Raw genomic sequence first — 24,219 nt, 5'->3', positions numbered from 1 at the left:
ACATCAACTGACCCCAGCCTTTGTGATGGCACAGCTATGAAGACCGAGTTAACATTCGATGCCTCCCGGATTTAAACCAAGACTATAAACCCAGTCGTCGGAGTTGGGGTTCGTTTCACTGTGATCGTAAAGTCCAGGATTAGGATATACCGGTGAGCCAGCAGTGGGGGCATCCCTTTCTCCGTCCTTGCCAAAGAAAGAAATATGGGCGTAACACTGGGAACCGTGGCGATCGTAATCGTATTGGGAATCAAAAGGAACCTGGCCACTCTGTCGGGTGTAAAAGCACTCAATTCCTGCTGGTTTAATATTACGGTTCACATCCGGGGGAAAAGTGCCATGTTCATAGCGATACACCGTTAATTCCTTGGCCATACAGCTCATCTGGGTTTTCGCTTCCGAGTACCTAGCCTTGTCTACTTGGGCCAGCAAGTTCGGCACGGCGATCGCCCCTAGAATACCAATAACGATCACAACAACTAATATTTCCAGCAAGGTGAATCCCGTCGAGCATGCCAGGGCATGGCGGAGCAAAAAAACATTATGACCTCTGAATGCGGTCTTAGATGAGTTCACGGCTCTAGGGATGGATTACTAAACAGGGGGAAAGCAAACCTCTTTCCTCACACTTCTAATCGAAAGCGTACCCAAAAGTCCTGGTTACTCAATCAGAAGGAATAGAATAGGAAGAAGATTATTTTTTCGTTTCCTTTCAGTTACTCCCCAGGGCATTGGAGCTTATAGATCCAGTTTAAAATAGTTTATTTAGATACCCGTACCATAAATAAAATGGGTAGAAGCCGCGGAAGAAGCTCCAGCAAAAACCTTAGCGACCCGGGGCTTAATAAATACTTTTTTTCCAGCTTTAGGATTAAGCTGTTGCCCTTGTTCCCGGTTTAGGTAAGCAAGCACAGCGGTGTTATCCATTAGCAATACTTCCACCTGGATTTCTGAACCGAGGTGAATAACTCTTTTGATGGTCCCCGCTACGCTGGCATCGTCCGCTTCCGTTAACAATTCAAAATCATGGGGTCGGACAAAAACCGGCTCTTGATGCCCATTATTGCTGGAGTGGGGTTCAAAAGCGTGGTAGTTAAAGAGGGAAGCATTACGGGGTAAAACATTAACTTCGCCAATGAAACCCATCACAAAAGGACTGGCAGGGTGCTCATAAATTTCTTCTGCAGTGCCCACTTGCTCGATTTTGCCATTACTCATCACCACAATTTCATCCGCCACTTCCATAGCCTCTTCCTGGTCATGGGTAACAAACACGCTGGTTAGATGCACTTCATCATGTAATTTTCGCAGCCAAGCCCGCAATTCTTTCCGTACTTTAGCATCCAGAGCCCCAAATGGTTCATCTAATAATAAAACCTGGGGTTGTACTGCTAAAGCCCTGGCTAAGGCTACCCGTTGCCGTTGGCCGCCAGAGAGTTGGGAGGGGTAACGATTACCTAAACCTTCCAATTGGATTAATGAAAGTAATTCCTCCACCCTTTCCTTAGTTTTCGCTGGGGGATGCTTGCGAATTTCCAAACCAAAAGCAATATTTTGTCGAATAGTTAAATGTTTAAACAAAGCGTAGTGCTGAAAAACAAAACCAATGTTGCGCTTACGAATATCCACATGGGTGGCATCCTGACCATTAATAATAATTTGCCCTTGATCCGGCTCTTCCAATCCGGCGATCGCCCTGAGCAAAGTTGATTTTCCGGAACCGGAAGGGCCCAATAAGGCAACTAACTTACCATCGGGAACTTCTAGGTTAATATCTTTTAAAGCAGTAAAATCGCCAAATTGTTTAGAAACGTTATTAATAATAATACTCATGATGTCCTCAGTTAAATATAAGAGAAGTTAGATTGTCAAACTCAAAAATGGTGTTAGTTTCAGGCTATGTTGACAAAATTTTGGTCTGTCCCCTCCGCAGTTCCAGTAATACCTGGTACTTTTATTTAGTTTCCCGGAAATTTGGCAGGGAAAGTGAAAGGTTAAACAGCTTTATGATGCCCGGTGCGCTGCTCTAAAATTTCCTTTAGAACTAGGGTCACCACTGCCAATAAAGCTAATACCACCGCTGCCCCAAAGGCCGCTTCCGTTTGATAGTTTTTGTATTCCTGCTCCACAAAAATAGGTAATGTACTGGTTTTGCCCAGAATACTGCCGGAAACCACCGCCACTGCGCCAAACTCTCCCATGGCCCGAGCATTGGTTAACAGAACTCCATAAAGTAAGCCCCAGCGAATATTGGGTAAGGTAACCCGCCAGAAAATTTGCCAATCTTTAGCCCCTAAAGTGCGGGCCGCTTCCTCCTGTTCTGGTCCCAATTCTTCTAGTACGGGAATTACTTCCCTGGCCACGAAGGGCAAGGTAACAAAAATAGTGGCGATCGCCATGCCGGGCACAGAAAAAATAATCTGAATATCCCAGCTAGCAAACCAGCTACCGATCCAGCCATTTTTGCCGTAGAGGAGAACAATCATTAAACCTGCGACTACGGGAGAGATGGAGAAAGGTAAATCTAAAACGCTTAAAAATAAGGCTCGACCGGGAAATTGATTGCGGGCTAAAACCCAAGCGGCACAGAGACCAAATACCGTGTTCAAAGGAACGGAAATCAGCGCCATGACAACGGTTAATTGCAGGGCCGACTGAAAATTTCGATCTCCCATAGCTTGTATAAATGGCTCTACTCCTTTATGAAAAGCCTCATAAAAAACGGCGATCGCCGGCAGTAGTAAAACTAAAATTAAATAAAATAAAGCTAGGGCAATGAGTAGATATTTAACTTTAAAAGTTTTCGGTAAATTAATCGTTAGCATAGCGGCGACCCCATTGTTGCAGTAGGTTAATAATTAGCAATAAAATCAGAGAAACAGATAACAGTACTGCCCCAATTACCGTTGCAGCAGGATAATCATATTGTTCCAACCGCTCAAACACTAACACCGGGGCAATCAGATCTTTAAAAGGAATATTGGAAGCAATTAAAACCACCGAGCCATATTCCCCCACTGCCCTGGAAAACCCCAAAGCAATCCCTGTTAAAATCGGCGGAATTAAAGGGGGAAAAATTACCCGCCAAAAAGTTTGGAATTCCGTTGCCCCTAAGGACCATGCTGCTTCCTCTGCCTCTTCTTCCAACTCCTGTAAAACTGGCTGTAGAGTTCGCACAATAAAAGGCAGGGAAATGAAAACCATAGCCACAAATACCCCCAGGCGACTGAAAGCTATTTGAATGCCAAATGGAGCAAAAAAGCGACCTACCCAACCCGTTTGACTATACAAAGTAGCCAACACTAAACCAGCAACGGAGGTGGGCAGAGCAAAGGGTAAATCCACCATGGCATCAACAATTTTTTTGCCTGGAAATTGACAGCGGACTAGCACCCATGCCACTAAAGTGCCCATTACACCGTTGACCAGCCCTGCCGCCAGAGCCGTGATAAAGGTGACGTTATAGGTGGAAATGGCGATAGGAGTGGTGGCAATTTGCCAAAATCCTTCTAAACCCAAGGAGGCAGATTTAACTAAGAGAGCTGCAATGGGTAATACCAAAATTAGTAACAGATAAATAATTGTTACTACCCAGGGTATAGAAATAGATTGCCAAAAACTAAACCTATTGAGTTGTTTAGACGGGGAAGAAAAAGGAAGATTTGTGGTCATGTTACCAGCCGTCGGACTCCTGGTCTAAAACTATGGTGACTTGCAATTGCTCTAGGTAAGCTAGGGCGTTATTAATTGCTTGGGCATGGCCAATTAAAGTTAGTTTAAATTGACCTTGACCGCCGTTAGTGCCCAAAGTTGCCGCGAGGATATTTACCTGGAGTTGGTAACGGCTCACCAGTTGGGTGACAATCGGTTCTTGACGATAGCTTTCGGGAATAGTTAGGTAAAGGGTTACCTCGGTAGTTCGTTGAGAACTCTGGCTATGGAGGTGGGAGAAAGTTTGTGCTTGCATGGGTTAATTAGCTTCAATCAAAACTGCTTGGAATTGTTATTGCCTACCAATTTTGGTAATAACTTTGTCGAAAATACCCCCTTCATCAAAGAATTCTGCTTGGGCTTTTTTCCAACCGCCGAACTCTTCAATGGTGGCTAAATTCTCAACTTTGGGATATTGGCTAGCAAACTTAGCCAAAACTTCTTCATTCACAGGGCGGAATCCGGTTTCAGCAAAAATTTGTTGTGCTTCTGGGGTGAACAAATATTGCACAAAGGCGTCAGCTACTTCCCTGGTACCTTTTTTGTCCACGGTAGTATCCACAACAGCGACAGGGCCGCTAATGGAAACATTGAAATCCTGGGGAATGATATAGGGTTGATTTTCCCCTTTTTGCTTGGCTAATAGCACTTCGTTTTCATAATTGAGCAAAACGTTGCCCTGACCCTGTTTATAAAAAACATCGGTGGACTCCCGCGCATCCTTTGGTAATACTGGAGCATTAGCTAAAACCTTACCAGCAAAATCAAAGGCTTGTTCTTCTGTGCCTCCGGTTTTGGTTACCGAACCCCAAATGCCGAGGAAATTCCAGCGAGCCCCCCCGGAAGTTTTTGGGTTGGCGGTAATCACTTTGACTTCAGGGTTGGCCAAATCTGCCCATTTTTCTACTTTGATGTTGTCCGATGCTTTGGTCACAAAGGCGATGACCGAGTTAGTCACAATCGATCCATTGGGGGCTTCCTGTTCCCACCCCGGCTGAATCAGCCCTGCACTTTCAATTTTTTGCACGTCGGAACTGAGGGCTAAGGCAACAATATCCGCTTCTAGACCATCCACCACGGCCCTAGTTTGACTGCCGGAACCGCCATAGCTTTGCTCAAAGGTGACATCTTGACCGGTTTTGCTTTTCCATTCTTCGGTGAATTTGGGAATGATTTTTTCAAAGGCATCCCTGGTAACGGCGTAGCTGACCAAGGTCAAATTAGCGGGGGCCTGGCTAGCATTTTCCCCTTGCCCTGGCTCGGTGGTGGTGGTGGTGTTGCAAGCGGTGATACTGCCCACCATCAAAACGGCGATCACCGAAAATCCCCAGCCAAAAGCAGATCGAGCCATCGTTAACTCCTTGAAATTGTGACCTGTGTGTAATCTCGATAAATCATAGTTGAATTTGAAATGTTTTGCAATTTATTTTTAAAATGCACATAAAAATATTTTGCTCGCATCGTTAATGTTTTGTTATTCGTGTGAATTCTCCGTTCTGTCGGGATTCGGTCTGTGTCATGATTGAGCTGGGGTTTGCCCGACCGTGAACTGGGGCACTGGACGTTATCTCTGAGTTCTATGGCTAAACGATCGCCTGCTTTATCCCCTGCCCTGCCGGAACGATTAGTGCAAGAAAGCTATCTTTTTCGGGGCATGGATCTCCCCTTGGTGGCGGATTATCTTGCTTCAGCAGAACTTAAAATCGAAAAACTGTTTTCCAATCGACCCATTTACACTGCATTTCTGCCGGATCAAACCCTGGATAATCTTTATGTGATGTTGGATGATGGTGTCGTCATCACCCGTAGCACTCCTCTGGACCGCATCATTGCCATTAACTATGCTGGCAGTTGCTTTGGTTGGCGCAGTTTGCCCTTTAGCTATGGTTTGGCCAGTAAATCTTTTCCTTGTTCTGTCGAGGTTTATAAGACCACCCACGTCATTAAAATTCCCCTCGCTACTGTTGAGCAAATTTATGAAAATAGCGAAATTTTTCGGGAACGGTATCGTTTTCTATTTGAATTACAACAAAAATTTGAATATCATCTGCTCAATTGCAGTACCTACCCTCCCCAAGCGGTGGCGAGTTTACTGCGGGCGTTGATTTATCAAGAAAGAGAACTGGGCAACCAACCCGATCGCCAGGGGAATTATATTTTCGATTTGCCCATTGATATGATCGCCAGGGCTTGCCAGCTCAATCAAAGAACGGTGGAGCAGGTGCTGAAGGGTATGCAAAAACACCATCTGATTGCCATTCCCAAGGGAGAAAAAGAAGACTTAATTCAAATTCTGGCCCCGGAAGGACTCAAGGAAGTTTACAGTGCCACCCGGGAAAAGGTTAACTGGTGGCCCTTGAAATAAGGACTAAGAAGTTAACAGTAATGGCTGAATTGTTACCCGCACAACTCAACCGGTGGGAGCCGCATCATTCAATCGCTTGCCGTTGTTTTTGTCGTTGGGGAATGGATAAAGGTTCTTGGCGGATGGGAGATTGTCCGCACTGCTGGAGCAAATGCAACGCTACCCGTTGTAGGGCTAGGTCCTGTTCAATGTCTAAAAAAGCTTGGAGGTATAAGGCCAGTTCTCTCGGGTTCGGAGAGTCTGGACTGGGCTGATTTTGCCATTGTTGTAACTGACGCAGGGCAATTAATTTCTGCAGGCGATCGCCATGGGCCAGGTAATGCAAACAACGGTCAAAATCGGAAACTGGGGCAGTGAGTAATTTGGGAGCAGCCACTTTTCGCCGTTGCCAGAGCAATAATCCTACTGTAGCGAGGGAACCCAAACCCTGCAAAATAATGCCCGTGGCCAACCAAGGATTTTCCACTTCCGACCACACCATGGTGGCCATATAGGTGCCGACCGCAGTTAAACCACCTCCACCACCGGCAATGGTCAATCGACCCTGGGGTCCAGAAAAAAACTGGTGCCACTGTTTGGCTTGGAGTTCCTGGTGATGGGTCAAAAGCCAATAGACCAACCGCATACTACCTACCCCCAGGCCCGTGGCAAGCATCAGTCGCCATTCCGTTGCCCAGAGCATAGTCACCAAAAAAGCCCCCCCACTCCAGGGGCCCCAACGGTATAGCCAGCGATACTCAGTCAAACGAAGGGCCAGGGCTGTAATTTCCTTGGGGGAAAGGGGCAAAAACTGACCGGTTGATTTCACCGACGTAGCCGATTTTTTGGAGGGAAACCAAACCTGGGTCACAGCAAATTCCTGCGATGTGTGATGATGGCCATATTGCCCTTGTCAGGCAGTCTATTTACTATATCAAGATTCGACATGGAGACTTTTTGGCCAGAGGTTTTGAGCTTTTGTCAGTCCACCACCAAGGCGATCGCCACAGAGTTGGTGGCCCAATCCGCCAGAATCCCTGCCCAACGCAAAGCCGACGGTAGTTTGGTCACCGCCGCCGATCAATGGTCTGACCAGGAATTGCGCCAACGTATTGCCGTCCAATTTCCCGACCATGGAGTGCTGACGGAGGAAACCGCCCACATTTTTCCTGCTAATGACTGGTGTTGGATTGTCGATCCCATTGATGGCACCACCAATTTCGCCAGGGGCATTCCCATCTGGGGCATTTCCCTTGGCCTACTCTACCGGGGCACACCAGTGTTTGGTTTTCTCCATTTTCCTTTACTACAGCAATCCTTTTGGGGCTATTGGCTAGAAAATTCTGGGTTAACCGGGCCCCAGGGGGCCTTTCTGAATGGGGAACCAATCCAGGTTAGTGACGCCGAGCCTAGTCAAAATCATTTGTTTAATCTTTGTGCCCGTAGCGCCGGAATTTTAACCAATCCCTTTCCCTGTAAATTGAGGCTCATTGGGGTTAGTAGTTACAATCTGGCCCTGGTGGCCCTAGGGGCTGCCCTCGGGGGAACGGAAAAAACACCAAAAATTTGGGACATTGCTGGAGCCTGGCCAATCCTGTTGGCCGCCGGAGGGGAATTTCTTTGCCTCCGCCCCGAACCATTGTTTCCGCTTACGATAGGAGAAGACTATGGCGATCGCCCCTATCCCTGCATTACCGCCAGTCGCAGGGAACTTATGGAACAATTCAAACCCCTAGTCTTAGCAGCGCAGTGAAGATGACCCGGAATAGATTTTTAAAGCACCCAGACTCCCCAGATTTGGGGCGAACATCAAAGTCTCCTGGTATTGAGGGAGCTTGATTGGGTAAATTTGTGCTCTACACCAAAACCTTGCTAAGGGATTTTCAAATTTTTTCATGGCCCATTGGTCTGACAAAAGTTAACCGTTGAGCGACGGAAATGGTACGAACAATTAACATTATGGCGAGCAAATTCTTTATATTTTTTGAAGATTTGCCCCCCCATGCAGGTAACTGTTGTTACAAAGCCTTGACATTGACTTTGTTAGATTAACAGGGAACTTTCAGTCAGGGGTCTAGATCGGTGAATCCAGTCTACATATCAGTCGTAGAGGGTAACCCCCATCTCCGCTCTCTATTGAGCTGGCACCTCCAGCAGAGCGGCTACCTTGTCCAACAATGTAGCGGTTTCCACCAAGCCCGCCAGGCATTTAATAACCAATTGCCCACCCTGGCCGTGATTGATTCTGACCTTACTGATGGGGATGGCATTGAGCTTTGCCGTTGGTTATATCAACAGCACCAGTCAATGATTTTTATTCTTTCCGCCAAGGACACAGAAAAAGACATTGTCCATGGGTTAAAGGCTGGGGCTGATGATTATCTAACCAAGCCCTTTGGCATGCAGGAATTTTTAGCCCGCATAGAATGTCTAATTCGCCGGGTCCGCACTGTGGCCGCCCCTTTGTTGTTGGATTATGGAGTACTAAAAATTGATTTGGTACAGCGTCGAGTGGAATATCAGGGCAATTTTGTCGACCTCACCCCCCAGGAATTCAGTTTGCTCTACGTGCTGACCCAAGCGGAAGGTAGTGCCCTCAGCCGCACAGAGCTACTCCGCCGGGCCTGGCCCGAGGCGATCGACAATCCCCGCACCATCGACACCCACGTCCTTTCCCTCCGGAAAAAAATTGAGACAGACCCCAGGCAACCCAGTCTAATTCAGACTGTGCGAAATGTGGGCTACCGTTTTAACTCGTCTATTTTGGAAGAGAAGAAAGTTGTGGCGGAGAAACCTGTTACCCTTTCCCCCGCCGGAGTCTCTGTACTTACCTAGGGGAAGAAAAACTGCCGTAATAAAGCTCCTCTGTTTTGACTGTCAACACCTGGGGAGGAGTAGCATCGGGGGGATACATCAAATCCACCGTCACTTCCCGTTGTTCCCCCGGTTGCATATTCAAAGTGATGAGGGGATTGCTCATTTCTCCCCGCCGTTGGGTGAGGTGAAAAAAGCGCTCCTGGGATTGGTTGTCTCCATCCACATAACTAACCCTGACGGTGCCCCGGAAAAATATCTGCCCGCTGGGTTGGCGCATAAAGAATAGGCGATCGTTATATTGATCCTGTTTGATCGGGGTTTGCAGGGTGAGGGAAACGCTTTGTCTATTATTGGTCACATTTTTGAGGGGCAGTTTCAACTGGTAATGAACGCCGTAGTTGCCATGGGCGAGGTAAGCGGTATCAGGGTAGCGGGCCAGCATAGGGGCACTCTGTACCTGTTGGGTGGCATAGGTACCCACACTGACGGTACTGAGGGGATAGGAAAAAGCTCTGCCCCGTTGGGGAATACTGAGGAATTGAGCCTTGGGGTTATCCACCAGGGTGGCTTGCCAAGAAGCCCCTTGGGAAATGCCGGCTACCCTTCCATAAATGGGGGTGCGGGGTGCTCCGGGGCGGATTTGGTCCGGCGGAGTGGGGGCCAAGTCTCTGGGGTAGGCCAAATAACCTCGATATAGCATTGCTTGCCAATTGTCCAACGTAGGGGGGCGATAGGTCACTTTGGGGGTAGGCAGGTTAGCGCCGGCGCTGGCAGTATCTACCACCGGGGTGTATTCTGGCACAGCGTACATAGCCAGATTGGCCATGTAAATAGGGCCATTGCTCTGGAGTCGGAGGTAAGTGGAACGGGCACTGCTGCGATTGATGGCCAGGGAAAATAACAATCTGGTTTGCCCCGGGGGAATAATCACTTGGCTGGGGAAGCCAGCTTGGGTGTTGCCCCGCAGTAATTGACTCATTAATTTAGAACCAGGGCCAGAGAAGAATTGTCCGTGGGGATCTTCTACGCTGGGGGCCAGGTTAATAAAGGGGGCATCGGGGCCGGTGAGGTAACTGCCACCCTGGAGAATGCGGACAGTGATGGTTCTGTCGGTGGGATTACCCATTAACACTCCTTGGTAAAGGGTGCGGGAATCCCTTGGCCGGGCGATGTGATGGGAGAAAAAGTCAAAGCGACCGTTGAGGGCTTTGTTGAGGTGGGCGTTGGGGTAGTATTTACGGTCTGCGGGAAAGGTGGAAAGTAAAATTCCTTCCCCTTCTACTACTTCTGGACTGTTGCTGTTAAAAACGGGTATTTGGTCAAGTTGCCCCGGCAAAGGTCTTATTTCCTGCGGCTGCACAATATAATCTGCTTCGATCGGCTGGATGGGGGCGGTGACGATTTGAGCCAACATCATGGGGGAAAGCAGTGGGATCATAGTTTGTCCGCTGAAATAGAATTTGACAGGCTGTTGGGAGTCATAAGGAAATTAGCTTTTACTTAGAGTGCTATTTGGAACTTGTCTTGTCAAGTTGCCGTCTCGGACTATTTGACTTTGTGGGTAGAGAATTTTTGCCTTCCCCAGGGGTCAGTGACCGGATTCTGGGGTTAAAACCGTTGATAGAGGGGTTATGACTGTGATTTTTCGTGGTTGGCTGAGTTTGTTACCTTCTAGCTTGGTTATTTTTTCGGCGATCGCCAGTGTAGGGAGTGTAGGGGCCCAGGAGCCGGGGGAAAACCCGTTAGATTTGGAGCCTGCCATGGTGGAAAGTAGTCCTACTTTGCAACGGTGGTGGGAGGAAACCCCCGATTTATTTGAGCAAAATAACAATGATCCAGCTTTTTTAACGAGGGTGCGCTTGGGTTATAACTATTTTCCCGACGATGACCAATCCAGTGGGGCGGCGATCGGCGTGGAAGACTTATTTGTTGGCCAATCCCCTTTGAGTGTGAGCGGTGACTATTACACCAATTTTGCTGGACAACAGGGGGGCGGGGCGAATCTGCAATACTATCTCTTGCCTCTGGGTTGGTACGTCAATGTCACTCCCCTGCTTGGTTACCGGGCGATCGCCCAAAATGATTACCACAGTGAGGGGTTTAATGTGGGGGGCAAAGTGGTCTTGGCCCTTTCCCGCACCGGAGCGGCGGACATCAGCTTCAGCCAAAATTTTGTTGCTCCTGGGGGCACAGCAGAAGTGGGCGTTAGCACCCTTTCCGTGGGCTATGCGTTGACTCCCCAATGGCGCATTGCCACAGATGTACAACGGCAAAATTCCCCCGCCTACCGGGAAAGTCGCTTTGGAGTTTATCTGGAGTGGCAACCCCAGCAACGTTAGCTGGGCTGGAAATCTTGCCAAACTGGTGGGGGAAACTTTCTGTGGTATGATGCTTAATCGCCGAGGAATCGGTGAACCCCAATTGTTGGGGGTGTGGCGGAATGGTAGACGCTGCGGATTTAAAATCCGTTGAGCCTTATAAGCTCGTGAGAGTTCGAGTCTCTCCACCCCCATTAAAACTTTCTCTTTTTTCTCCTAGGTTTAGGCTGGCTATTCGCTGGTCCCCACCATTTGTCCTAGGGCAGCTTGGCTAGCGGCCTGATAGATTTGCGTTAATGCCTGTTTAATTTCCCTGGCCACTTCGTAATTCAAAGGCAGATCTCCCAGGCGTTCAATCTGTTGCAGTGGGTTGTCCGGTGGGGCGATCGCCGTCAATTCCGGCACCAATTCCCCCCCATACTGCCAAAATTCTTTGATAGCTTGCTGTTGCTCTGCTTTGGTTTCTTTTTGGGGCTTGGCAATTGTTGTCCCTTCCTCCACATCAATATCAATGGCGATCGCCATTGAGTCACTCCAAAGATCTGGATCATAGGTGGCCAACTGGGCTGGACTAAGCTGTCGATAACAACTCAACTGCTCTAGCAACTCACTCCGGCTCCGACCCCGCAAACGAAAAATTACAAACGGATCTTCTTGAAAATGGTCTGCCAACTGATAGTACACCGCACCGATATGCTTGCAGGGATTGGCTTTGTCTGGACAGCTACAGCGGGAATGCACCTCCCCCAAAGTGAAGGGGAACAAATTTAAACCATTTTGCACAAATACCTGCTCAATGCTGGGGGGCATGGCTCCACCGAGCAACTGGGCTGCGTATAGGGCCTGTTGCGCTAGGGTTGCCACCACATAATGCCAATCCTCATCACTGAAGCAATCCAACCCCAGGGTGACTTGATAGGGGTCCACCTCTGTGCCCTGCACCAGGGCAGTTAGCTTACTCTCAACAAACTGCAAACTAAGGACATTGCCCTCCCTGGCATAATTCCTCGCCCGCTCGAGGCGCTTTTTAAATCGGTAGGAATCTAATAGCTCTAACCATCGATCCACCCACCATTGCCGTTGTTCGATCTTGGCTTCCATCAAATTTAGCAATTCTACCCTCTATGGCCAAAGGTTTCTGACTAAAATCACCACTGTAATTAATGGGGAATGGGGATTTTTCCCCAACCATCCTATAACGATTCCCATAGCGAAGATCGAGACGGTTAGAACCAACAGTCACTGAAACCTTCTCAGAAATAGATTTAAGATTTATCCCCGGTTGTCTTGTCCTAGCCTACCTAAAATTTTTTCTAAAGTTTTACTGGGGGGGGTTGTCATCCTCCTGTAGACAGAGCATCCTAGATATAGGAAATAGGTTCTAAAAACATACTGGGTACGAAAATCTTAATATGTTTGTCAATCAACATGGTTACAGTTTCGGCTTGAGTTGTGCCCTTGACGGCTTATCGAAGCGAGAAAAAGATGCACAGAGGCAAAATAAACTGTTGGAATTAGGTTTGTTAACCAATAGAAACAGCACTTTCTTCGAGGAGGCTACCCAAACCTTAGCTAGGAATCTGGGACTACCTATTTGTTTAGTGGGTTTGATGGTGGAAGATGAAATAAATATTGTATCTGCAGTAGGTATCTATAGATTGGGTGTGGGTAACCCTAATTTGGTTTCCCGGCAGATCAGTCGCAACGATGCTTACTGTACCCTGGTGGTGGATAGTGCCATGCCACTAATGATTACCGATGCTCTGGCGGAACCATTTTTTGCTGAGGGGGAATTGTACCAGCGTTATGGTATTAGGTCTTACCTGGGCACTCCCCTGCTAACCAGGGATGGTGTGTGTCTCGGAACCTTGGCGGCCCTAGACTTTTCTCCCCATGATTTTAGGGAGCCAGATGTGGCCCTAATGAATATGACTGCCCGTTGGTGCATGGGGGAAATTGAACACCAAGCTTGTCTCGCCGCTAACCAGGGGCAACCTGACCGCAATTTCAATAATGTTAATGTCCGGTTAAGTTCGATCGCCGGGGGGGAGAATAGTGCTTTTTCTGCCAACGGTAACAACTTGAATAAACCACAGACATCAGGGCGATCGGCCCATTCTCCAGAGGCAGTCAAACTGCAATTGGTGCCCCATTACCTAATCCGTACCCAGCGGGACCTCACAGCCGTGATCGGTATGGCCAGTGTTTTAAGGGATGAGGTTTTTGGCAAGCTGAATGACAAACAAAAACAGTATCTAGAAATTATTCACCAGAGTGGCCAACGGGTTAACCAAGCCATTGAGGAAATTATTGAACTGGAGCAGATTAAACCCGTTCGCCAGGGCTTACAAATTGTCAATGTCAATTTGGCCCTACTGGGGGAGTATTGGCAGGATAAAATGGCCGCAGTACTCGGTCAACAACGGCTTGCCCTCAAACTTTCCCTAGAATCGGGGCTGAAATATTGGCCCCTAGACAAAGTTAAGGCCAGACAGGGAATATATTACCTATTGCTTAGTTTGTTGGATGAGGGGGTAACAGATGGCACGTTACACATTCACACCTCCGCTGACCAAGACTATTTGCACTTAACTGTTTGGGTTGATTCTCCCCAGGGCCAGGGTTTGCCCCATGTGCTCCTACAGGATTTACTCACAGAAGGGGAAGCCAACCAAGCAGAAGTAAATATCCAGTTGACCTTGGAGTACTTAGCTCTGAAACTTCAGGGCCATAACCAAGAAAGTCAGGGTCACCATTGCCGACAAATTTTGGCTTTAACCCTCAGTTTTTATTTCATCAAAAGTCATCAGGGGCAGATTGCGCTACAGGGCAGTGCCCAGCGGGGTTACCGTTACTGGGTGCAATGGCCTAAAATGTCGCCCCAAGCCAATATCAACCATAGTCAGCCTAATCTTTCACCGTTAATCAACCAATCAGCTTAGCTCACAATAATGGCGAAATCTGACTCCCAACTGCTCCACCGTCAAATTTTGCGTCCAATATTCCAACAGGGCATGGCCAAAGGCCCAGGCATTGCGATCGGGGGACACTGGATTGTCCAGCAATAGGGGCCAGAGAGTGAGTAGATCAAAACTGGTATCGTCGTTATCCGCCGCCAATAAATTAAATAGGTCATAGGCCAATTGGAGCTTCCCCAACACTAGGGGCAATTGCTCAATGGGAATTTGCTCCGCTAGTAGATAGGCTAGGGCCGGAGAACCGGTGGTCAAGCTAGAAACAAATTGCAACACCGGACTTTTTAACAAGGCCGTCACCCCTTGGGTAGTGGTCATTTGCAGAGCATAACGGTCAATGATTTGGGCCGCGGCCAGGGAACGGGCCTCCAGATTGCGTAAAAAGCGGGCTAGCCTTTGTTGTTGGGCCGGGCTAACCACAGTTACTAGGGCGACGGAAAGTTCTTCTAGGCCCCAAGGCGATCGCCCCACCGCTTCATCCCCACTCACAACGGGCAAAACTTGTTCACAATACTGCCCTAATTGCTCTACCCGATACTGCACCGCTTCCCGGATGGATTTTTCCTTGGCTTGTTCCCCCGATCGCCAATTGTAGGGGGGTTGCCATTGTCGCACAGGGCGCAGTCGGTCCACCTGGGTTACCAAAAGAATTAAAGGGCGATCGCCCCCCAGGGTTTGGAGATCCCGCACAAAGTCCGCATCCATCTGCAAAGCCGGATCTAAAGCGGGATTGAGCAATAAAATTACGTCGGCCCGTTGGGCATAGTCCAACACCAGTTGCCGCAAATCCTTCCGTTGCCCCTGCTCATAACCAGGACTGTCCCAAAGCATGAGCATTTCTCCATCCCTGGTGCGCCATTCATACTTGGTAATTTCCGTGGTGCTGGGCAGTAAATCCGTCACCGCCAAATTGGTTTGAAAAAGGGCATTAATCAAGCTACTTTTCCCCGCCCCAGTGCGCCCTACCAATAAAACATTGACCGGCTGTTGCTCCACTTCCTGGGGGGATTGCCCCTGGGCCAAAATATTCTGCAAAGTCTGGCTTTTAGCCTTAACTAGCCCTGGGATGGAGTTTCCCCCGCTAGCAAAATTGTCCGGCAAATTACCGCTGGCCGGATTGTACAAGGCGATCGCCTGGCGACAGAGGGTACGCAGGGTTGCTTCCCGTAACTGTTGACTCAAATTAACCAACAATTGCTGAGTCGCTTGCTGATTACTTTGCTGACTAGCTAACCGAGCCGCCGCCGCCACCGGATTGAGCAGCCATTGCCCCCAATACCACACCTGCCAAATTTTCCTTAGGGATGGTTCCAGCTTTTGATAAACTTCGTAGGATTGATACACCCGAGCTAGTGAAACTTGGTTGAGGGTGGGGGAAAGGTTGGCAACCCAGCGGTCCATATCATCCACTGTGCCCCGGATTAAACCATAGGCATCCGGTACGTAGATGTTGAGTAGGGGATATTTCACTTCTGGGTAATAGGTCTGGGCCACTAACGTCACCACCTGCTGACATCTCTGCCAAAATAGGGGCCAATCCTGCCACGCTGGCACATCTTGACGGGAAGCCTGGAGAATCTCGTTTAACGCCTGCTCAATTTTCCCAACGTTAACGTCCGCCGTGGACTCTCCCAGGGAAATGGTAGGGAAAGATGTTTGTCCATTGGGAGCCGCTAAGGGAGCGGTCCACCGCACTAGCAACCAACGCCAGCCCAGGAAAATTAGCACCACCACTGCCCAAATCCAGTTCAAATGCCAAGCATTAATTTGCCAACTGGCCGCCACCAGCAAAAAGCTTATTACCCCGGCAATGGGCAAAATTAAAATACCCACCTGCCAGGGACGAAAACGGGAATTGGCGATCGCCATGGGGGCTCCCAACAAAAAACATTGTCCCCATGGTATGGGCCCAGGGACAAAGTTTCAACAGGGATACCGTGATAGACTGGAAGGTTGGATTACGCCTGCCTGGAAAGCTACTTGACTACCCTATCCCGACCAGGATTTGTCTCTAGATATACTTGCAAACCAACTTTTTTACTTCTTCTTCAACCATGGCTGACGATATTCGCATTTTGATGTGCCCCCCCGACCACTACGACGTGGACTATGTAATTAATCCTTGGATGGAGGGCAATATCCACAAATCCTCCCAGGAGCGGGCCGTAGAGCAATGGAAAAAACTACACCAGACCATCAAAGAATGCGCCATCGTGGACTTGGTGAAGCCGGCAAAGGGTTGGCCTGATATGGTCTTTACCGCCAATGCGGGGCTGGTGCTAGGGGAAAATGTCGTACTGAGTCGCTTCTACCACAAAGAACGCCAGGGGGAAGAACCCTATTTCAAAGCTTGGTTTGAGGAAAATGGTTTCACCGTTTACGAACTGCCCCAGGATTTACCCTTTGAAGGGGCCGGGGATGCCCTGTTTGACCGGGAAGGCCGTTGGTTGTGGGCCGGCTATGGTTTCCGTTCCGAACTAGATTCCCATCCCTACATTGCCAAATGGCTAGATACAGAAGTAGTCTCCCTGCGGTTAATTGATGAGCGCTTCTATCACCTCGATACCTGTTTTTGCCCCCTGAGTGGTGGCTATTTACTCTACTATCCCCCTGCGTTTGACGCCTATTCCAACCGGGTAATTGAAATGCGGATTCCGCCGGAAAAAAGGATTATTGTCGAGGAACTGGATGCGGTTAATTTTGCCTGCAATGCGGTCAATGTTAACGACATCATCATTATGAATTTGGTGAGTCGAACCCTGAAGGAAAAATTAGCTGAGGCGGGCTTTAAGGTGCGGGAAACTCCCCTGACGGAATTTTTGAAAGCGGGGGGAGCGGCCAAATGTCTAACCCTGCGGGTAACGGAGCCCATTTTGCCAGATGTCCATGCCACCGTTTCCATTGAAAGTCGGGTGATTCGCATGGAGGGTCATCTACTCGATGCCGGTATTCTGAACCAAGCCCTGGATTTGGTGGTGGAAAACAGCGGTAGTTTCCGGGTGCTGAACTTCAATTTAGGGGTGGAGCGCAACAGTACTTCCAGCGCAGAGGTAAGGGTTTCGGCCCCCTCCCACCAAATTATGGAAGAGATCATGACCGAGCTGATTGATCTCGGCGCAGTGCCCCCTCCCCAGGAACTCTGTGATATCAACACCGAAACGGTGACCCAAGGGGGGGTAGCTCCCGATGATTTCTATGTCAGCACCATTTACCCCACAGAGGTGCGGGTTAATTGCGAATGGGTCCAGGTGACAGGACAACGGATGGATGCGGCCATTGTGGTCACCAGCAATCCCCCTTCGGCCCGCTGTGTGCTCCTCCGGGATCTCCAGGTCGGCGATCGAGTCATGGTGGGAGTCGAAGGTATTCGTACCATCAAAAAAGTGGAATCCCATGAAGGCGGAACCCGCAAAGAAAATAAGGAATTTGCCTTCATGGCAGCGGGGGTTTCCAGCGAGCGTCGGGTAGAACTTTTGGTGGAACAAATTGCCTGGGAAATGCGACAAATCCGGGACCAGGGAGGCAAAATTGTTGTTACCGCAGGACCTGTGGTGATCCATACTGGAGGAGCCCAACACCTTTCCCATCTGGTGCGGGAGGGCTATGTCCATGCCCTACTGGGGGGCAATGCGATCGCCGTCCATGACATTGAACAGGCCACCATGGGTACTTCCCTGGGGGTAGATATGCAACGGGGCATCCCAGTGCGGGGGGGGCACCGTCACCATCTGAAAATTATTAACAGTGTGCGGCGCTACGGTGGGATCCGCCAGGCGGTGGAAGCTGGATTTATCAGCAAAGGGGTTATGTACGAATGCGTAAAAAATAACATCCCCTATTGCCTAGCTGGTTCCATCCGGGATGACGGCCCCCTGCCCGACACGGAAATGAACCTAGTTCGGGCTCAGAGCCGTTACAGTGAGTTAATTCAGGGAGCAGATATGATTCTGATGCTGTCCAGCATGTTGCACTCCATTGGCGTCGGCAATATGACTCCTTCCGGCGTAAAAATGGTCTGTGTGGACATTAACCCCGCTGTGGTTACCAAACTGAGCGATCGTGGTTCAGTGGAATCCGTGGGGGTGGTCACCGATGTGGGGTTATTCCTCAGTCTTCTGGTACGACAACTGCAACAACTCACCAGACCCTATAGCTTGGCGGAAACACTTTAATTGTCATAACAATTCCTCGCCCTGGATGTTAGTCCCCAGGGCCAGGGCTAGTGGATTAGCCAGCTCCGCAGTAGGTAAAAAAGTTTTAAGGGATGGGCACAAATCTTCCCTGTCTCCGAGGAACTATATTATACTTTTAGCGTCGGGGTCCAGACTTTGGCCCCAGCTAAAAATTGATTTTCGTGATTCACAAGCGAGGTTATCGTGTTAAACAAATCTGTTCAGATCCTCTCTGGAGTTGTGCTTGCTGCTGCGGCCTTAGGTTTTACAACCCCCGCCCAGGCTGAGCCTTTTCAAACTAAGGGTAACATTTTATTGAGCCAGCTTCCTGGCCATGACATGTATCTTCCCGACCCTGAGCAAATGAGCTTCGACGGTCTGGCGATCGGTCGGGTACGGGGCAAGGTTGGCAGTATCATCCAGGTTGAACTGTTACCCTACGGTGATTTCCCCGGTTACATTGAGGTAAGCGACAATAGCCGCATCTACCACTGGGATGGTGCCGGTGCCGCTGAACCCGGTGATGATGTTTTGCTCCAGCCCGTCTTTGATGACAATGGTAACTATATCCGCACTGACTTCTATTCTGCGGCCCACCCCACTTGGTTGACCCGTTTGGATCTCAAAGAAGTTCAAGACGTTACCATTTCTGAAATTAACTTCCAATCCTCTGAGCCCGTGTCCTTGCCCCCCGTAACTCGGTCTGCCCCTGCCCCCGTGGCTCCTGCTCCGGCCCCCGCCCCCATGCCCATCCGTGGTCTTTGGTAAGCTGTCAGGTTACGTAATGAACTTAATCTACCGGCCTGTTTAACGGCCGGACTTAGTGTCTATATCTTCCTAAGCGTTGTGTTCGCAGCGCTTTTTTTGGCGATCGCCGTCCAAACTTTACAATTCTCGCCGTCCCTCCAAGGCCCTAGCCAGGGTAACTTCATCGGCATATTCCAAATCCCCTCCCATGGGCAAACCAAAGGCAATGCGGGTAACCTTGGTAAAAGGTTGCAGGAGTTTGCCCAAATATAACGTGGTGGTTTCCCCCTCCACACTAGGACTAATAGCCAAAATTACTTCTTTGATTTCTGGCTGACTAACCCGATGTAATAGGGGTTGAATGGTCAATTGCTCCGGGCCGATGCCGTCCATGGGGGAAATTACCCCGCCCAACACATGGTACTTACCCCGGAATTCCCTAGTTTTTTCCAGCGCAATCACATCCCTGGGGTCACTGACCACACAGATAACACTGTTATCCCGTTGGGGATGGCGGCAAATATCACAGACAGGCTCAGCGGATAAATGGAAGCATACTTGGCATTGCCCCACCCGTTTTTTTGCGTCGAGGAGGGCTTGGGCCAAATTCTCCACCTCCGCATCAGGACGTTTAAGCAGATGCAGGGCAAGACGTTGGGCAGTTTTTGGCCCCACACTGGGGAGCCGTTGCAATTGTTCAATGAGACGGGCTAGGGGAGGAGTATAAATAGTGCCAAGACCTCTCTTTTGTAGGGGAAATTTTACTGATGGGGCCAAGTAAACAGCCGTGGAAACCAAGGGCCTGTGGGCAGGGGAATTGACAGCCACCTTCCCCATATATTGTGCTACGCTATCGCCAATTATCGGCAAACCTTTCTGGGGTAGTCTTCATTCACCGTGGATAGACCACCAGTTTTAACTATATCTATTCTTCGTCCATCAGTACGTCCTATGCCTCAAACCAAAGCCCACCTGAGAGTGACTACCCATTCTTGGCCTGGAGGTTTTCTGGCGGGGGAAGTGCGGGCTGGGGACTATGAGTGGCAATTTCACTGGAATTTTCGGGGGGGGAAATTACGAGTGCAACCATCCCTCGGGCGATCGCTTATTTTTGAACCCCTGGGACGTTTTTTGGAACGCAGTGATTATCAATTGGAACCCGGTGGGGATTATGAATTCACTCTCCGTAGCCGACTGTAGATAAGAATTAGGAAAAGTCCCCCAATCATCTAGTTTCAAAGTTACAGGAAAGTTACTAACAAGTTCTGTTCTACTGCCCAGCGATCCCTGGGGCAGTCGGGAGGCTAAAATTAGATCAGCCCTGTCTATTGTCTAGGTAGATTTGTGCCTAGGTTGTTCTGTCCGCTGTCCATTTTTGCAAGGTATTTTTTATGAAAGGTAAACCCGCCGTCCTCGCCCAACTCCATAAGCTACTGCGTGGGGAGCTAGCTGCTAGGGATCAATATTTTATCCATTCCCGTATGTATCAAGATTGGGGTCTGGAAAAGCTTTATAGTCGGATCGACCATGAAATGCAGGACGAAACGGCCCATGCCAGCCTGTTGATTGAGCGCATCCTGTTTCTGGAAGAGACCCCCGACCTTTCCCAACAGGACCCAATTCGGGTGGGGAAAACCGTGCCGGAAATGTTGCAATACGACCTGGACTATGAGTATGAAGTCATTGCCAACCTGAAGGAAGCAATGGCCGTGTGTGAACAGGAGCAAGACTATCAAAGCCGGGACCTATTGCTGAAAATCCTAGCCGATACGGAAGAAGACCATGCCTATTGGTTAGAAAAACAGTTGGGGCTGATTGAAAAAATTGGTCTCCAAAATTATTTGCAATCTCAAATGAGCTAGGTTTGATTGGTTTTAAGCAACGATGACCCCATAAATCTCCCTCTTTCAAGACCTAGGGATTTTAGGGGGGACGGTTTTCCATAACAAAAATCTACCCCAGCAAAACCCTCTGTCGAGATCAGCCAGGAAAAAAGTCAGGGTCGGCCCCATTCTAGCCAGCGAATTGCCAGTTTTTTCCCCTCTTGCTGAACGATAACCGACACCGCTTCGAGAAAATCTTCCCCTTCCAGGGAAACATAGACCCAGGCTAGATCATTAGCTTCCATGGGGGGATATTGCCAGTCGGTGAGGAGGCAGTCTGCCATGGCGATCGCCCTCTGGATGGGGCCAGAACCATAGTAAATCATGGTTTCCACATCGGCCCGCAGAGTGGAGGGTGAATACTGGCGTTGGAGTGCAGAGCACAGTAGCCCGTGGGCCTTAGCATAATCACCCTGGGCGAGGTAGTCCCCAAATTGTTGGGCGAGGCCTATGGCTGGATTAGGCATTTGACAAAGGTTTAATAGTGTTCATCGAGCAAACTCCCCCAGCATTTTCACTTCTGGCTCTAAGAGGATGCCGTAGTGTTTTTCCACTTCCCCTTGCACATGGAAAATGAGGTTGAATACATCCTGGGCTTTAGCATTGTCAATATTAACGATGAAGTTCGCATGGCGTTGGGATACTTCCGCGCCACCAATGCGGTAACCCTTGAGTCCTAATTCTTCAATTAAACGGGCTGAATAAAGGGGCGTGGGATTGCGGAACACGCTGCCACAGTTGGGTTTGTCGTAGGGTTGGGTACTTTTGCGTTGATGTAAATTACGGGTGGTGCAGCCCATGATTTCTTCCCTGGTGAATCCCGGCGTTAACTTAAACGTGGCATCCACCACCAGGCGATCGCCAAGATGTTTTTGTAGATTAGAGGTGCGATAACTGAAACCTAATTGCTCGTTGGTTAAAACTTCTAAACCGCCGTCGGGACGCATTACCGTCGCTTCCACCAATGTTTCCGCTGTGCATTGATTATGGGCCCCGGCGTTCATCACCACAGCGCCCCCCACCGTACCGGGAATGCCCACAGCCCACTCCAGTCCTTGCCAGCCTCGTTTTGCGGCCTGCCAACCTACTTTGGCGATCGGTTCCCCGGCGGCCACGGTAATTAAACCCTGTTCTTCATCAAACTTGCTTTGCCGGAGATAACGGGTGCTTAGTACCAAACCGGCTAAGCCTTGGTCACTAATTAACAGGTTTGACCCGGCCCCTAAAAAAGTTAACGGTAAATCCTGACCCTGAAACCAGTCCAATACAGCGACTAAATCCTCCAGGCAACGGGGGGCCGCATACCACTCCGCTTTGCCTCCCACTCGATAGGTAGTGAATTCCGCCAGACTTGTTTCAGGCTGAATAATAGTCCCTGTTCCCGCCAAGGCGATCGCCGGAGTTTCCATGGGGGTGGGACGGGTAGCGGGGGAAATAATCATGGCGGTTGGTCCGGAAAATTAGCGGGACAGGAAGAAACGGTCAAAGATAACCCTAGGTTAGTTTGCCCAGCCTAGGCGCAGGCCGCCAGTACCGGCGCAATCTGCTGATTGAGGTTGCCCGCCCCTAAAAATAGCGCCAAATCACCACTCTGCAAAACTTTAGGCAAAAATTCCCTCAATTCCGTCAATCGGGGCTGGTAAACCACATGCCCATGGTGTTGACCCACCGCCTTAGCTAAATCTTCCCCCCGGATGTTGTAGGGATTTTGCTCCCCAGCACTGTAAATATCAGTTAAGACCACCAAATCCGCATCCTTAAACGCAGTGGCAAATTCCGCCATAAAAGTATGGGTCCGGCTGTAGCGATGGGGCTGGAAAATGGCCACTACCCGTTCGTATTTGCCATGGGTTACTTTTTGCTTAGCGGCGGCTAGGGTTGCCAGCAGTTCACTAGGGTGGTGAGCGTAGTCATCAATAAAGGTAATGCCGTTGCAGTAACCTTTGCACTCAAAGCGCCGTTTGGCACCATTAAAACTGGCGATCGCCTGGGCAATAACGGGGAAATCTAAACCGAGTAAACGGCCCACCGCCACCGCGGCCAAGGCATTACTAATGTTATGGTCACCGGGCAAAGTCACAGTCATGGTGCCCAAACAAACTCCCCTCTCCCATACTTCTACCTCATTACCATGGGCTTGACGCTTAATTTGCCGGGCCTGGTAATCCGCTTCGGGATGATTTTCTAAACTATAGGTAATGGTGGGGGAAAGATGTTGCCGCACCACACCACAGTCCAAACAACCGATTAAAGTTTGGCAATGGGATTCAAAAGTACGGAAAATTTCCACCACCTCGGCCAAGGTGGAGTAATGGTCGGGATGGTCTAATTCAATATTGGTGACAATGCCGATCTCTGGATGGTGCTTGGTCAAGGAGCCATCGGACTCGTCCACTTCCGCCACCAAATACTCCCCCGAACCCAGATAAGCATTACCCTGCCAAGCATCCACTTCCCCTCCCACCACAATGGTGGGGTCTAACCCAGCTTCCTTTAATACATAGCCAATTAAGCTACTGGTGGTGGTTTTGCCGTGGGTGCCCGCCACCCCAATGCCCCGGGACTCCGCAATCAAGGCCGCCAAAATATCGGAGCGGTGATAGATAGGACAATTTTTGGCGATCGCCCCTTGGTACTCTAAATTTCCCTCATTAATGGCAGTGGAGCACACCACCTGGGGTAAACAATGGGTTTGGTAGCGGCCATTGCCGTTGACTCCGTTGCTGGCCGATTCGGCAATCTGCTCCAGGGTTAAACCTGAACCGGGGGAGCCAGTGGGTAAAGCCACCGCTGGGTTAACTTGCAGGGATTGAAAATAGTCTAAATTCTCCGGCACCTGATCTTGGAAGATTTTTGCCCCCACGGACTCCAGGCGATCGGTAATATGGGTGCGGCGTAGGTCAGAGCCCGACACAGGCAGATGGCGTTTTGCGAGGACGTAGGCCAAAGCCGACATACCAATGCCCCCAATTCCCAAGAAATGGAAAGGACGACCACTAAAATCCACAGCACCCACAGCAACGCTCCTCACAAGCCATAAATGTTAACGTCTACAATCACCTGCCGGTTCACCGCACCTGTAATTGAGCGACATCATAGCAAAAACTCTACCCCCAGGCATAGACAAAACCCAGAGGCCACGGTAAACAGCGACGGAGAGAAAGGGAAAAAGATTCCCACCCCCCCTTTGAAATTCGGGATCTAAGTGTTCAGGCAATAGGATATGATTGGTGTCATTAATAATCCTTAAAT

General features: G+C 49.4%; 23 protein-coding genes and 1 tRNA gene. 10 read left to right on the top strand and 14 right to left on the bottom strand.

The genetic code is table 11. From position 1 onward, the window contains the following. Window positions 1-48: 48 nt before the first annotated feature. From C7I86_RS15445 to C7I86_RS15420, 6 genes are all read right to left on the bottom strand, one after another. Window positions 49-576, bottom strand: coding sequence for a type II secretion system protein GspG (locus C7I86_RS15445; protein ID WP_010874138.1), 528 nt, complete (start codon window positions 574-576; stop codon window positions 49-51). Between the two features lie 189 nt (window positions 577-765). Next, window positions 766-1,833 carry a sulfate/molybdate ABC transporter ATP-binding protein gene (locus tag C7I86_RS15440; protein ID WP_010874137.1) on the bottom strand — a complete coding sequence of 356 codons (1,068 nt, stop codon included), beginning with the start codon at window positions 1,831-1,833 and terminating at the stop codon, window positions 766-768. Window positions 1,834-1,994: 161 nt separating this feature from the next. Further along, entirely contained in the window at window positions 1,995-2,825 is an 831-nt protein-coding gene (cysW, locus tag C7I86_RS15435; RefSeq protein WP_010874136.1) for a sulfate ABC transporter permease subunit CysW, read from the bottom strand. Continuing rightward, complete coding sequence (gene cysT / locus C7I86_RS15430; protein ID WP_010874135.1) at window positions 2,812-3,672, bottom strand: sulfate ABC transporter permease subunit CysT; 861 nt, start codon at window positions 3,670-3,672, stop codon at window positions 2,812-2,814. Before cysT ends, cysW begins: the two co-directional genes overlap by 14 nt. 1 nt (window position 3,673) lies before the next feature. Next, window positions 3,674-3,967, bottom strand: a complete 294-nt coding sequence (locus tag C7I86_RS15425; RefSeq protein ID WP_010874134.1) for an NIL domain-containing protein — start codon at window positions 3,965-3,967, stop codon at window positions 3,674-3,676. Window positions 3,968-4,003: 36 nt separating this feature from the next. Then, entirely contained in the window at window positions 4,004-5,062 is a 1,059-nt protein-coding gene (locus C7I86_RS15420) for a sulfate ABC transporter substrate-binding protein (protein WP_010874133.1), read from the bottom strand. Between the two features lie 228 nt (window positions 5,063-5,290). On the opposite strand from C7I86_RS15420, the gene C7I86_RS15415 reads away from it, so the two are divergent. After that, the gene (locus tag C7I86_RS15415) at window positions 5,291-6,076 is read left to right on the top strand and encodes a Crp/Fnr family transcriptional regulator (RefSeq protein ID WP_010874132.1); all 786 of its coding nucleotides are present in this window, start codon (window positions 5,291-5,293) and stop codon (window positions 6,074-6,076) included. A 64-nt stretch (window positions 6,077-6,140) separates the two neighbouring features. Here the strand turns inward: C7I86_RS15415 and C7I86_RS15410 are convergent, their stop codons facing one another. Next, window positions 6,141-6,926 carry a hypothetical protein gene (locus C7I86_RS15410; protein ID WP_010874131.1) on the bottom strand — a complete coding sequence of 262 codons (786 nt, stop codon included), beginning with the start codon at window positions 6,924-6,926 and terminating at the stop codon, window positions 6,141-6,143. Window positions 6,927-7,001: 75 nt separating this feature from the next. Here C7I86_RS15410 and C7I86_RS15405 point away from each other — a divergent pair, with 75 nt between their 5' ends. Both C7I86_RS15405 and C7I86_RS15400 read left to right on the top strand, forming a co-directional pair. Beyond that, window positions 7,002-7,808 (top strand): inositol monophosphatase family protein, encoded by an 807-nt coding sequence (locus C7I86_RS15405; protein ID WP_014407159.1) that lies wholly within the window; start codon window positions 7,002-7,004, stop codon window positions 7,806-7,808. Between the two features lie 329 nt (window positions 7,809-8,137). Then, a complete protein-coding gene (locus C7I86_RS15400; RefSeq protein WP_010874129.1) occupies window positions 8,138-8,890 on the top strand; it encodes a response regulator transcription factor in 753 nt (250 codons plus the stop codon). On the opposite strand, the gene C7I86_RS15395 is transcribed toward C7I86_RS15400, so the two are convergent. Then, window positions 8,883-10,310 (bottom strand): DUF3370 domain-containing protein, encoded by a 1,428-nt coding sequence (locus C7I86_RS15395; RefSeq protein ID WP_010874128.1) that lies wholly within the window; start codon window positions 10,308-10,310, stop codon window positions 8,883-8,885. The genes C7I86_RS15400 and C7I86_RS15395 overlap by 8 nt on opposite strands. Before the next feature lie 193 nt (window positions 10,311-10,503). Between C7I86_RS15395 and C7I86_RS15390 the strand changes: the two genes are divergently transcribed. Next, complete coding sequence (locus C7I86_RS15390; RefSeq protein WP_010874127.1) at window positions 10,504-11,211, top strand: hypothetical protein; 708 nt, start codon at window positions 10,504-10,506, stop codon at window positions 11,209-11,211. 87 nt (window positions 11,212-11,298) lie between these two features. After that, window positions 11,299-11,384, top strand: a tRNA-Leu gene (locus tag C7I86_RS15385). A gap of 37 nt (window positions 11,385-11,421) precedes the next feature. Here the strand turns inward: C7I86_RS15385 and C7I86_RS15380 are convergent. Beyond that, complete coding sequence (locus C7I86_RS15380; RefSeq protein ID WP_010874126.1) at window positions 11,422-12,291, bottom strand: SWIM zinc finger family protein; 870 nt, start codon at window positions 12,289-12,291, stop codon at window positions 11,422-11,424. Window positions 12,292-12,602: 311 nt separating this feature from the next. Between C7I86_RS15380 and C7I86_RS15375 the strand changes: the two genes are divergently transcribed. After that, on the top strand, window positions 12,603-14,132 hold the full coding sequence (locus C7I86_RS15375; RefSeq protein WP_010874125.1) for a GAF domain-containing protein: 1,530 nt from the start codon (window positions 12,603-12,605) through the stop codon (window positions 14,130-14,132). On the opposite strand, the gene C7I86_RS15370 is transcribed toward C7I86_RS15375, so the two are convergent. After that, window positions 14,124-16,049, bottom strand: coding sequence for a GTPase family protein (locus C7I86_RS15370; RefSeq protein ID WP_228670065.1), 1,926 nt, complete (start codon window positions 16,047-16,049; stop codon window positions 14,124-14,126). The two genes, C7I86_RS15375 and C7I86_RS15370, sit on opposite strands and share 9 nt — an antisense overlap. 170 nt (window positions 16,050-16,219) lie before the next feature. Here C7I86_RS15370 and C7I86_RS15365 point away from each other — a divergent pair, with 170 nt between their 5' ends. After that, window positions 16,220-18,337, top strand: coding sequence for a TIGR00300 family protein (locus C7I86_RS15365; RefSeq protein WP_010874123.1), 2,118 nt, complete (start codon window positions 16,220-16,222; stop codon window positions 18,335-18,337). Between the two features lie 240 nt (window positions 18,338-18,577). After that, window positions 18,578-19,105, top strand: a complete 528-nt coding sequence (locus C7I86_RS15360) for a hypothetical protein (RefSeq protein ID WP_223211305.1) — start codon at window positions 18,578-18,580, stop codon at window positions 19,103-19,105. A gap of 117 nt (window positions 19,106-19,222) precedes the next feature. Here C7I86_RS15360 and recR read toward each other — a convergent pair whose 3' ends face one another. Next, on the bottom strand, window positions 19,223-19,921 hold the full coding sequence (gene recR, locus C7I86_RS15355) for a recombination mediator RecR (protein WP_010874121.1): 699 nt from the start codon (window positions 19,919-19,921) through the stop codon (window positions 19,223-19,225). A 60-nt stretch (window positions 19,922-19,981) separates the two neighbouring features. Between recR and C7I86_RS15350 the strand changes: the two genes are divergently transcribed. After that, window positions 19,982-20,284: a DUF3146 family protein gene (locus C7I86_RS15350; RefSeq protein ID WP_010874120.1), complete on the top strand. Its 303-nt coding sequence runs from the start codon at window positions 19,982-19,984 to the stop codon at window positions 20,282-20,284. A 191-nt stretch (window positions 20,285-20,475) separates the two neighbouring features. Further along, the gene (bfr, locus tag C7I86_RS15345) at window positions 20,476-20,946 is read left to right on the top strand and encodes a bacterioferritin (RefSeq protein WP_010874119.1); all 471 of its coding nucleotides are present in this window, start codon (window positions 20,476-20,478) and stop codon (window positions 20,944-20,946) included. A gap of 134 nt (window positions 20,947-21,080) precedes the next feature. Here the strand turns inward: bfr and C7I86_RS15340 are convergent, their stop codons facing one another. From C7I86_RS15340 to murC, 3 genes are all read right to left on the bottom strand, one after another. After that, window positions 21,081-21,434, bottom strand: coding sequence for a hypothetical protein (locus tag C7I86_RS15340; RefSeq protein WP_010874118.1), 354 nt, complete (start codon window positions 21,432-21,434; stop codon window positions 21,081-21,083). Window positions 21,435-21,455: 21 nt separating this feature from the next. Continuing rightward, complete coding sequence (gene murB, locus C7I86_RS15335) at window positions 21,456-22,409, bottom strand: UDP-N-acetylmuramate dehydrogenase (RefSeq protein ID WP_010874117.1); 954 nt, start codon at window positions 22,407-22,409, stop codon at window positions 21,456-21,458. 71 nt (window positions 22,410-22,480) lie between these two features. Next, the gene (murC, locus tag C7I86_RS15330) at window positions 22,481-23,998 is read right to left on the bottom strand and encodes a UDP-N-acetylmuramate--L-alanine ligase (RefSeq protein WP_010874116.1); all 1,518 of its coding nucleotides are present in this window, start codon (window positions 23,996-23,998) and stop codon (window positions 22,481-22,483) included. Between the last annotated feature and the right edge of the window lie 221 nt (window positions 23,999-24,219).

The sequence above is a fragment of the Synechocystis sp. IPPAS B-1465 genome (assembly GCF_003015225.1).
Classification (GTDB): domain Bacteria; phylum Cyanobacteriota; class Cyanobacteriia; order Cyanobacteriales; family Microcystaceae; genus Synechocystis.
Note: the sequence above shows the minus strand (reverse complement) of the source record. Positions and strands in the feature narration are given on the sequence as shown.

Coding starts and splice junctions, on each gene's coding strand:
- C7I86_RS15440 (WP_010874137.1), bottom strand. CDS start 1,833: ATGAGTATTATTATTAATAACGTTTCTAAACAATTTGGCGATTTTACT.
- cysW (WP_010874136.1), bottom strand. CDS start 2,825: ATGCTAACGATTAATTTACCGAAAACTTTTAAAGTTAAATATCTACTC.
- cysT (WP_010874135.1), bottom strand. CDS start 3,672: ATGACCACAAATCTTCCTTTTTCTTCCCCGTCTAAACAACTCAATAGG.
- C7I86_RS15425 (WP_010874134.1), bottom strand. CDS start 3,967: ATGCAAGCACAAACTTTCTCCCACCTCCATAGCCAGAGTTCTCAACGA.
- C7I86_RS15420 (WP_010874133.1), bottom strand. CDS start 5,062: ATGGCTCGATCTGCTTTTGGCTGGGGATTTTCGGTGATCGCCGTTTTG.
- C7I86_RS15415 (WP_010874132.1), top strand. CDS start 5,291: ATGGCTAAACGATCGCCTGCTTTATCCCCTGCCCTGCCGGAACGATTA.
- C7I86_RS15405 (WP_014407159.1), top strand. CDS start 7,002: ATGGAGACTTTTTGGCCAGAGGTTTTGAGCTTTTGTCAGTCCACCACC.
- C7I86_RS15395 (WP_010874128.1), bottom strand. CDS start 10,310: ATGATCCCACTGCTTTCCCCCATGATGTTGGCTCAAATCGTCACCGCC.
- C7I86_RS15390 (WP_010874127.1), top strand. CDS start 10,504: ATGACTGTGATTTTTCGTGGTTGGCTGAGTTTGTTACCTTCTAGCTTG.
- C7I86_RS15380 (WP_010874126.1), bottom strand. CDS start 12,291: ATGGAAGCCAAGATCGAACAACGGCAATGGTGGGTGGATCGATGGTTA.
- C7I86_RS15375 (WP_010874125.1), top strand. CDS start 12,603: ATGTTTGTCAATCAACATGGTTACAGTTTCGGCTTGAGTTGTGCCCTT.
- C7I86_RS15365 (WP_010874123.1), top strand. CDS start 16,220: ATGGCTGACGATATTCGCATTTTGATGTGCCCCCCCGACCACTACGAC.
- recR (WP_010874121.1), bottom strand. CDS start 19,921: ATGGGGAAGGTGGCTGTCAATTCCCCTGCCCACAGGCCCTTGGTTTCC.
- bfr (WP_010874119.1), top strand. CDS start 20,476: ATGAAAGGTAAACCCGCCGTCCTCGCCCAACTCCATAAGCTACTGCGT.
- C7I86_RS15340 (WP_010874118.1), bottom strand. CDS start 21,434: ATGCCTAATCCAGCCATAGGCCTCGCCCAACAATTTGGGGACTACCTC.
- murB (WP_010874117.1), bottom strand. CDS start 22,409: ATGATTATTTCCCCCGCTACCCGTCCCACCCCCATGGAAACTCCGGCG.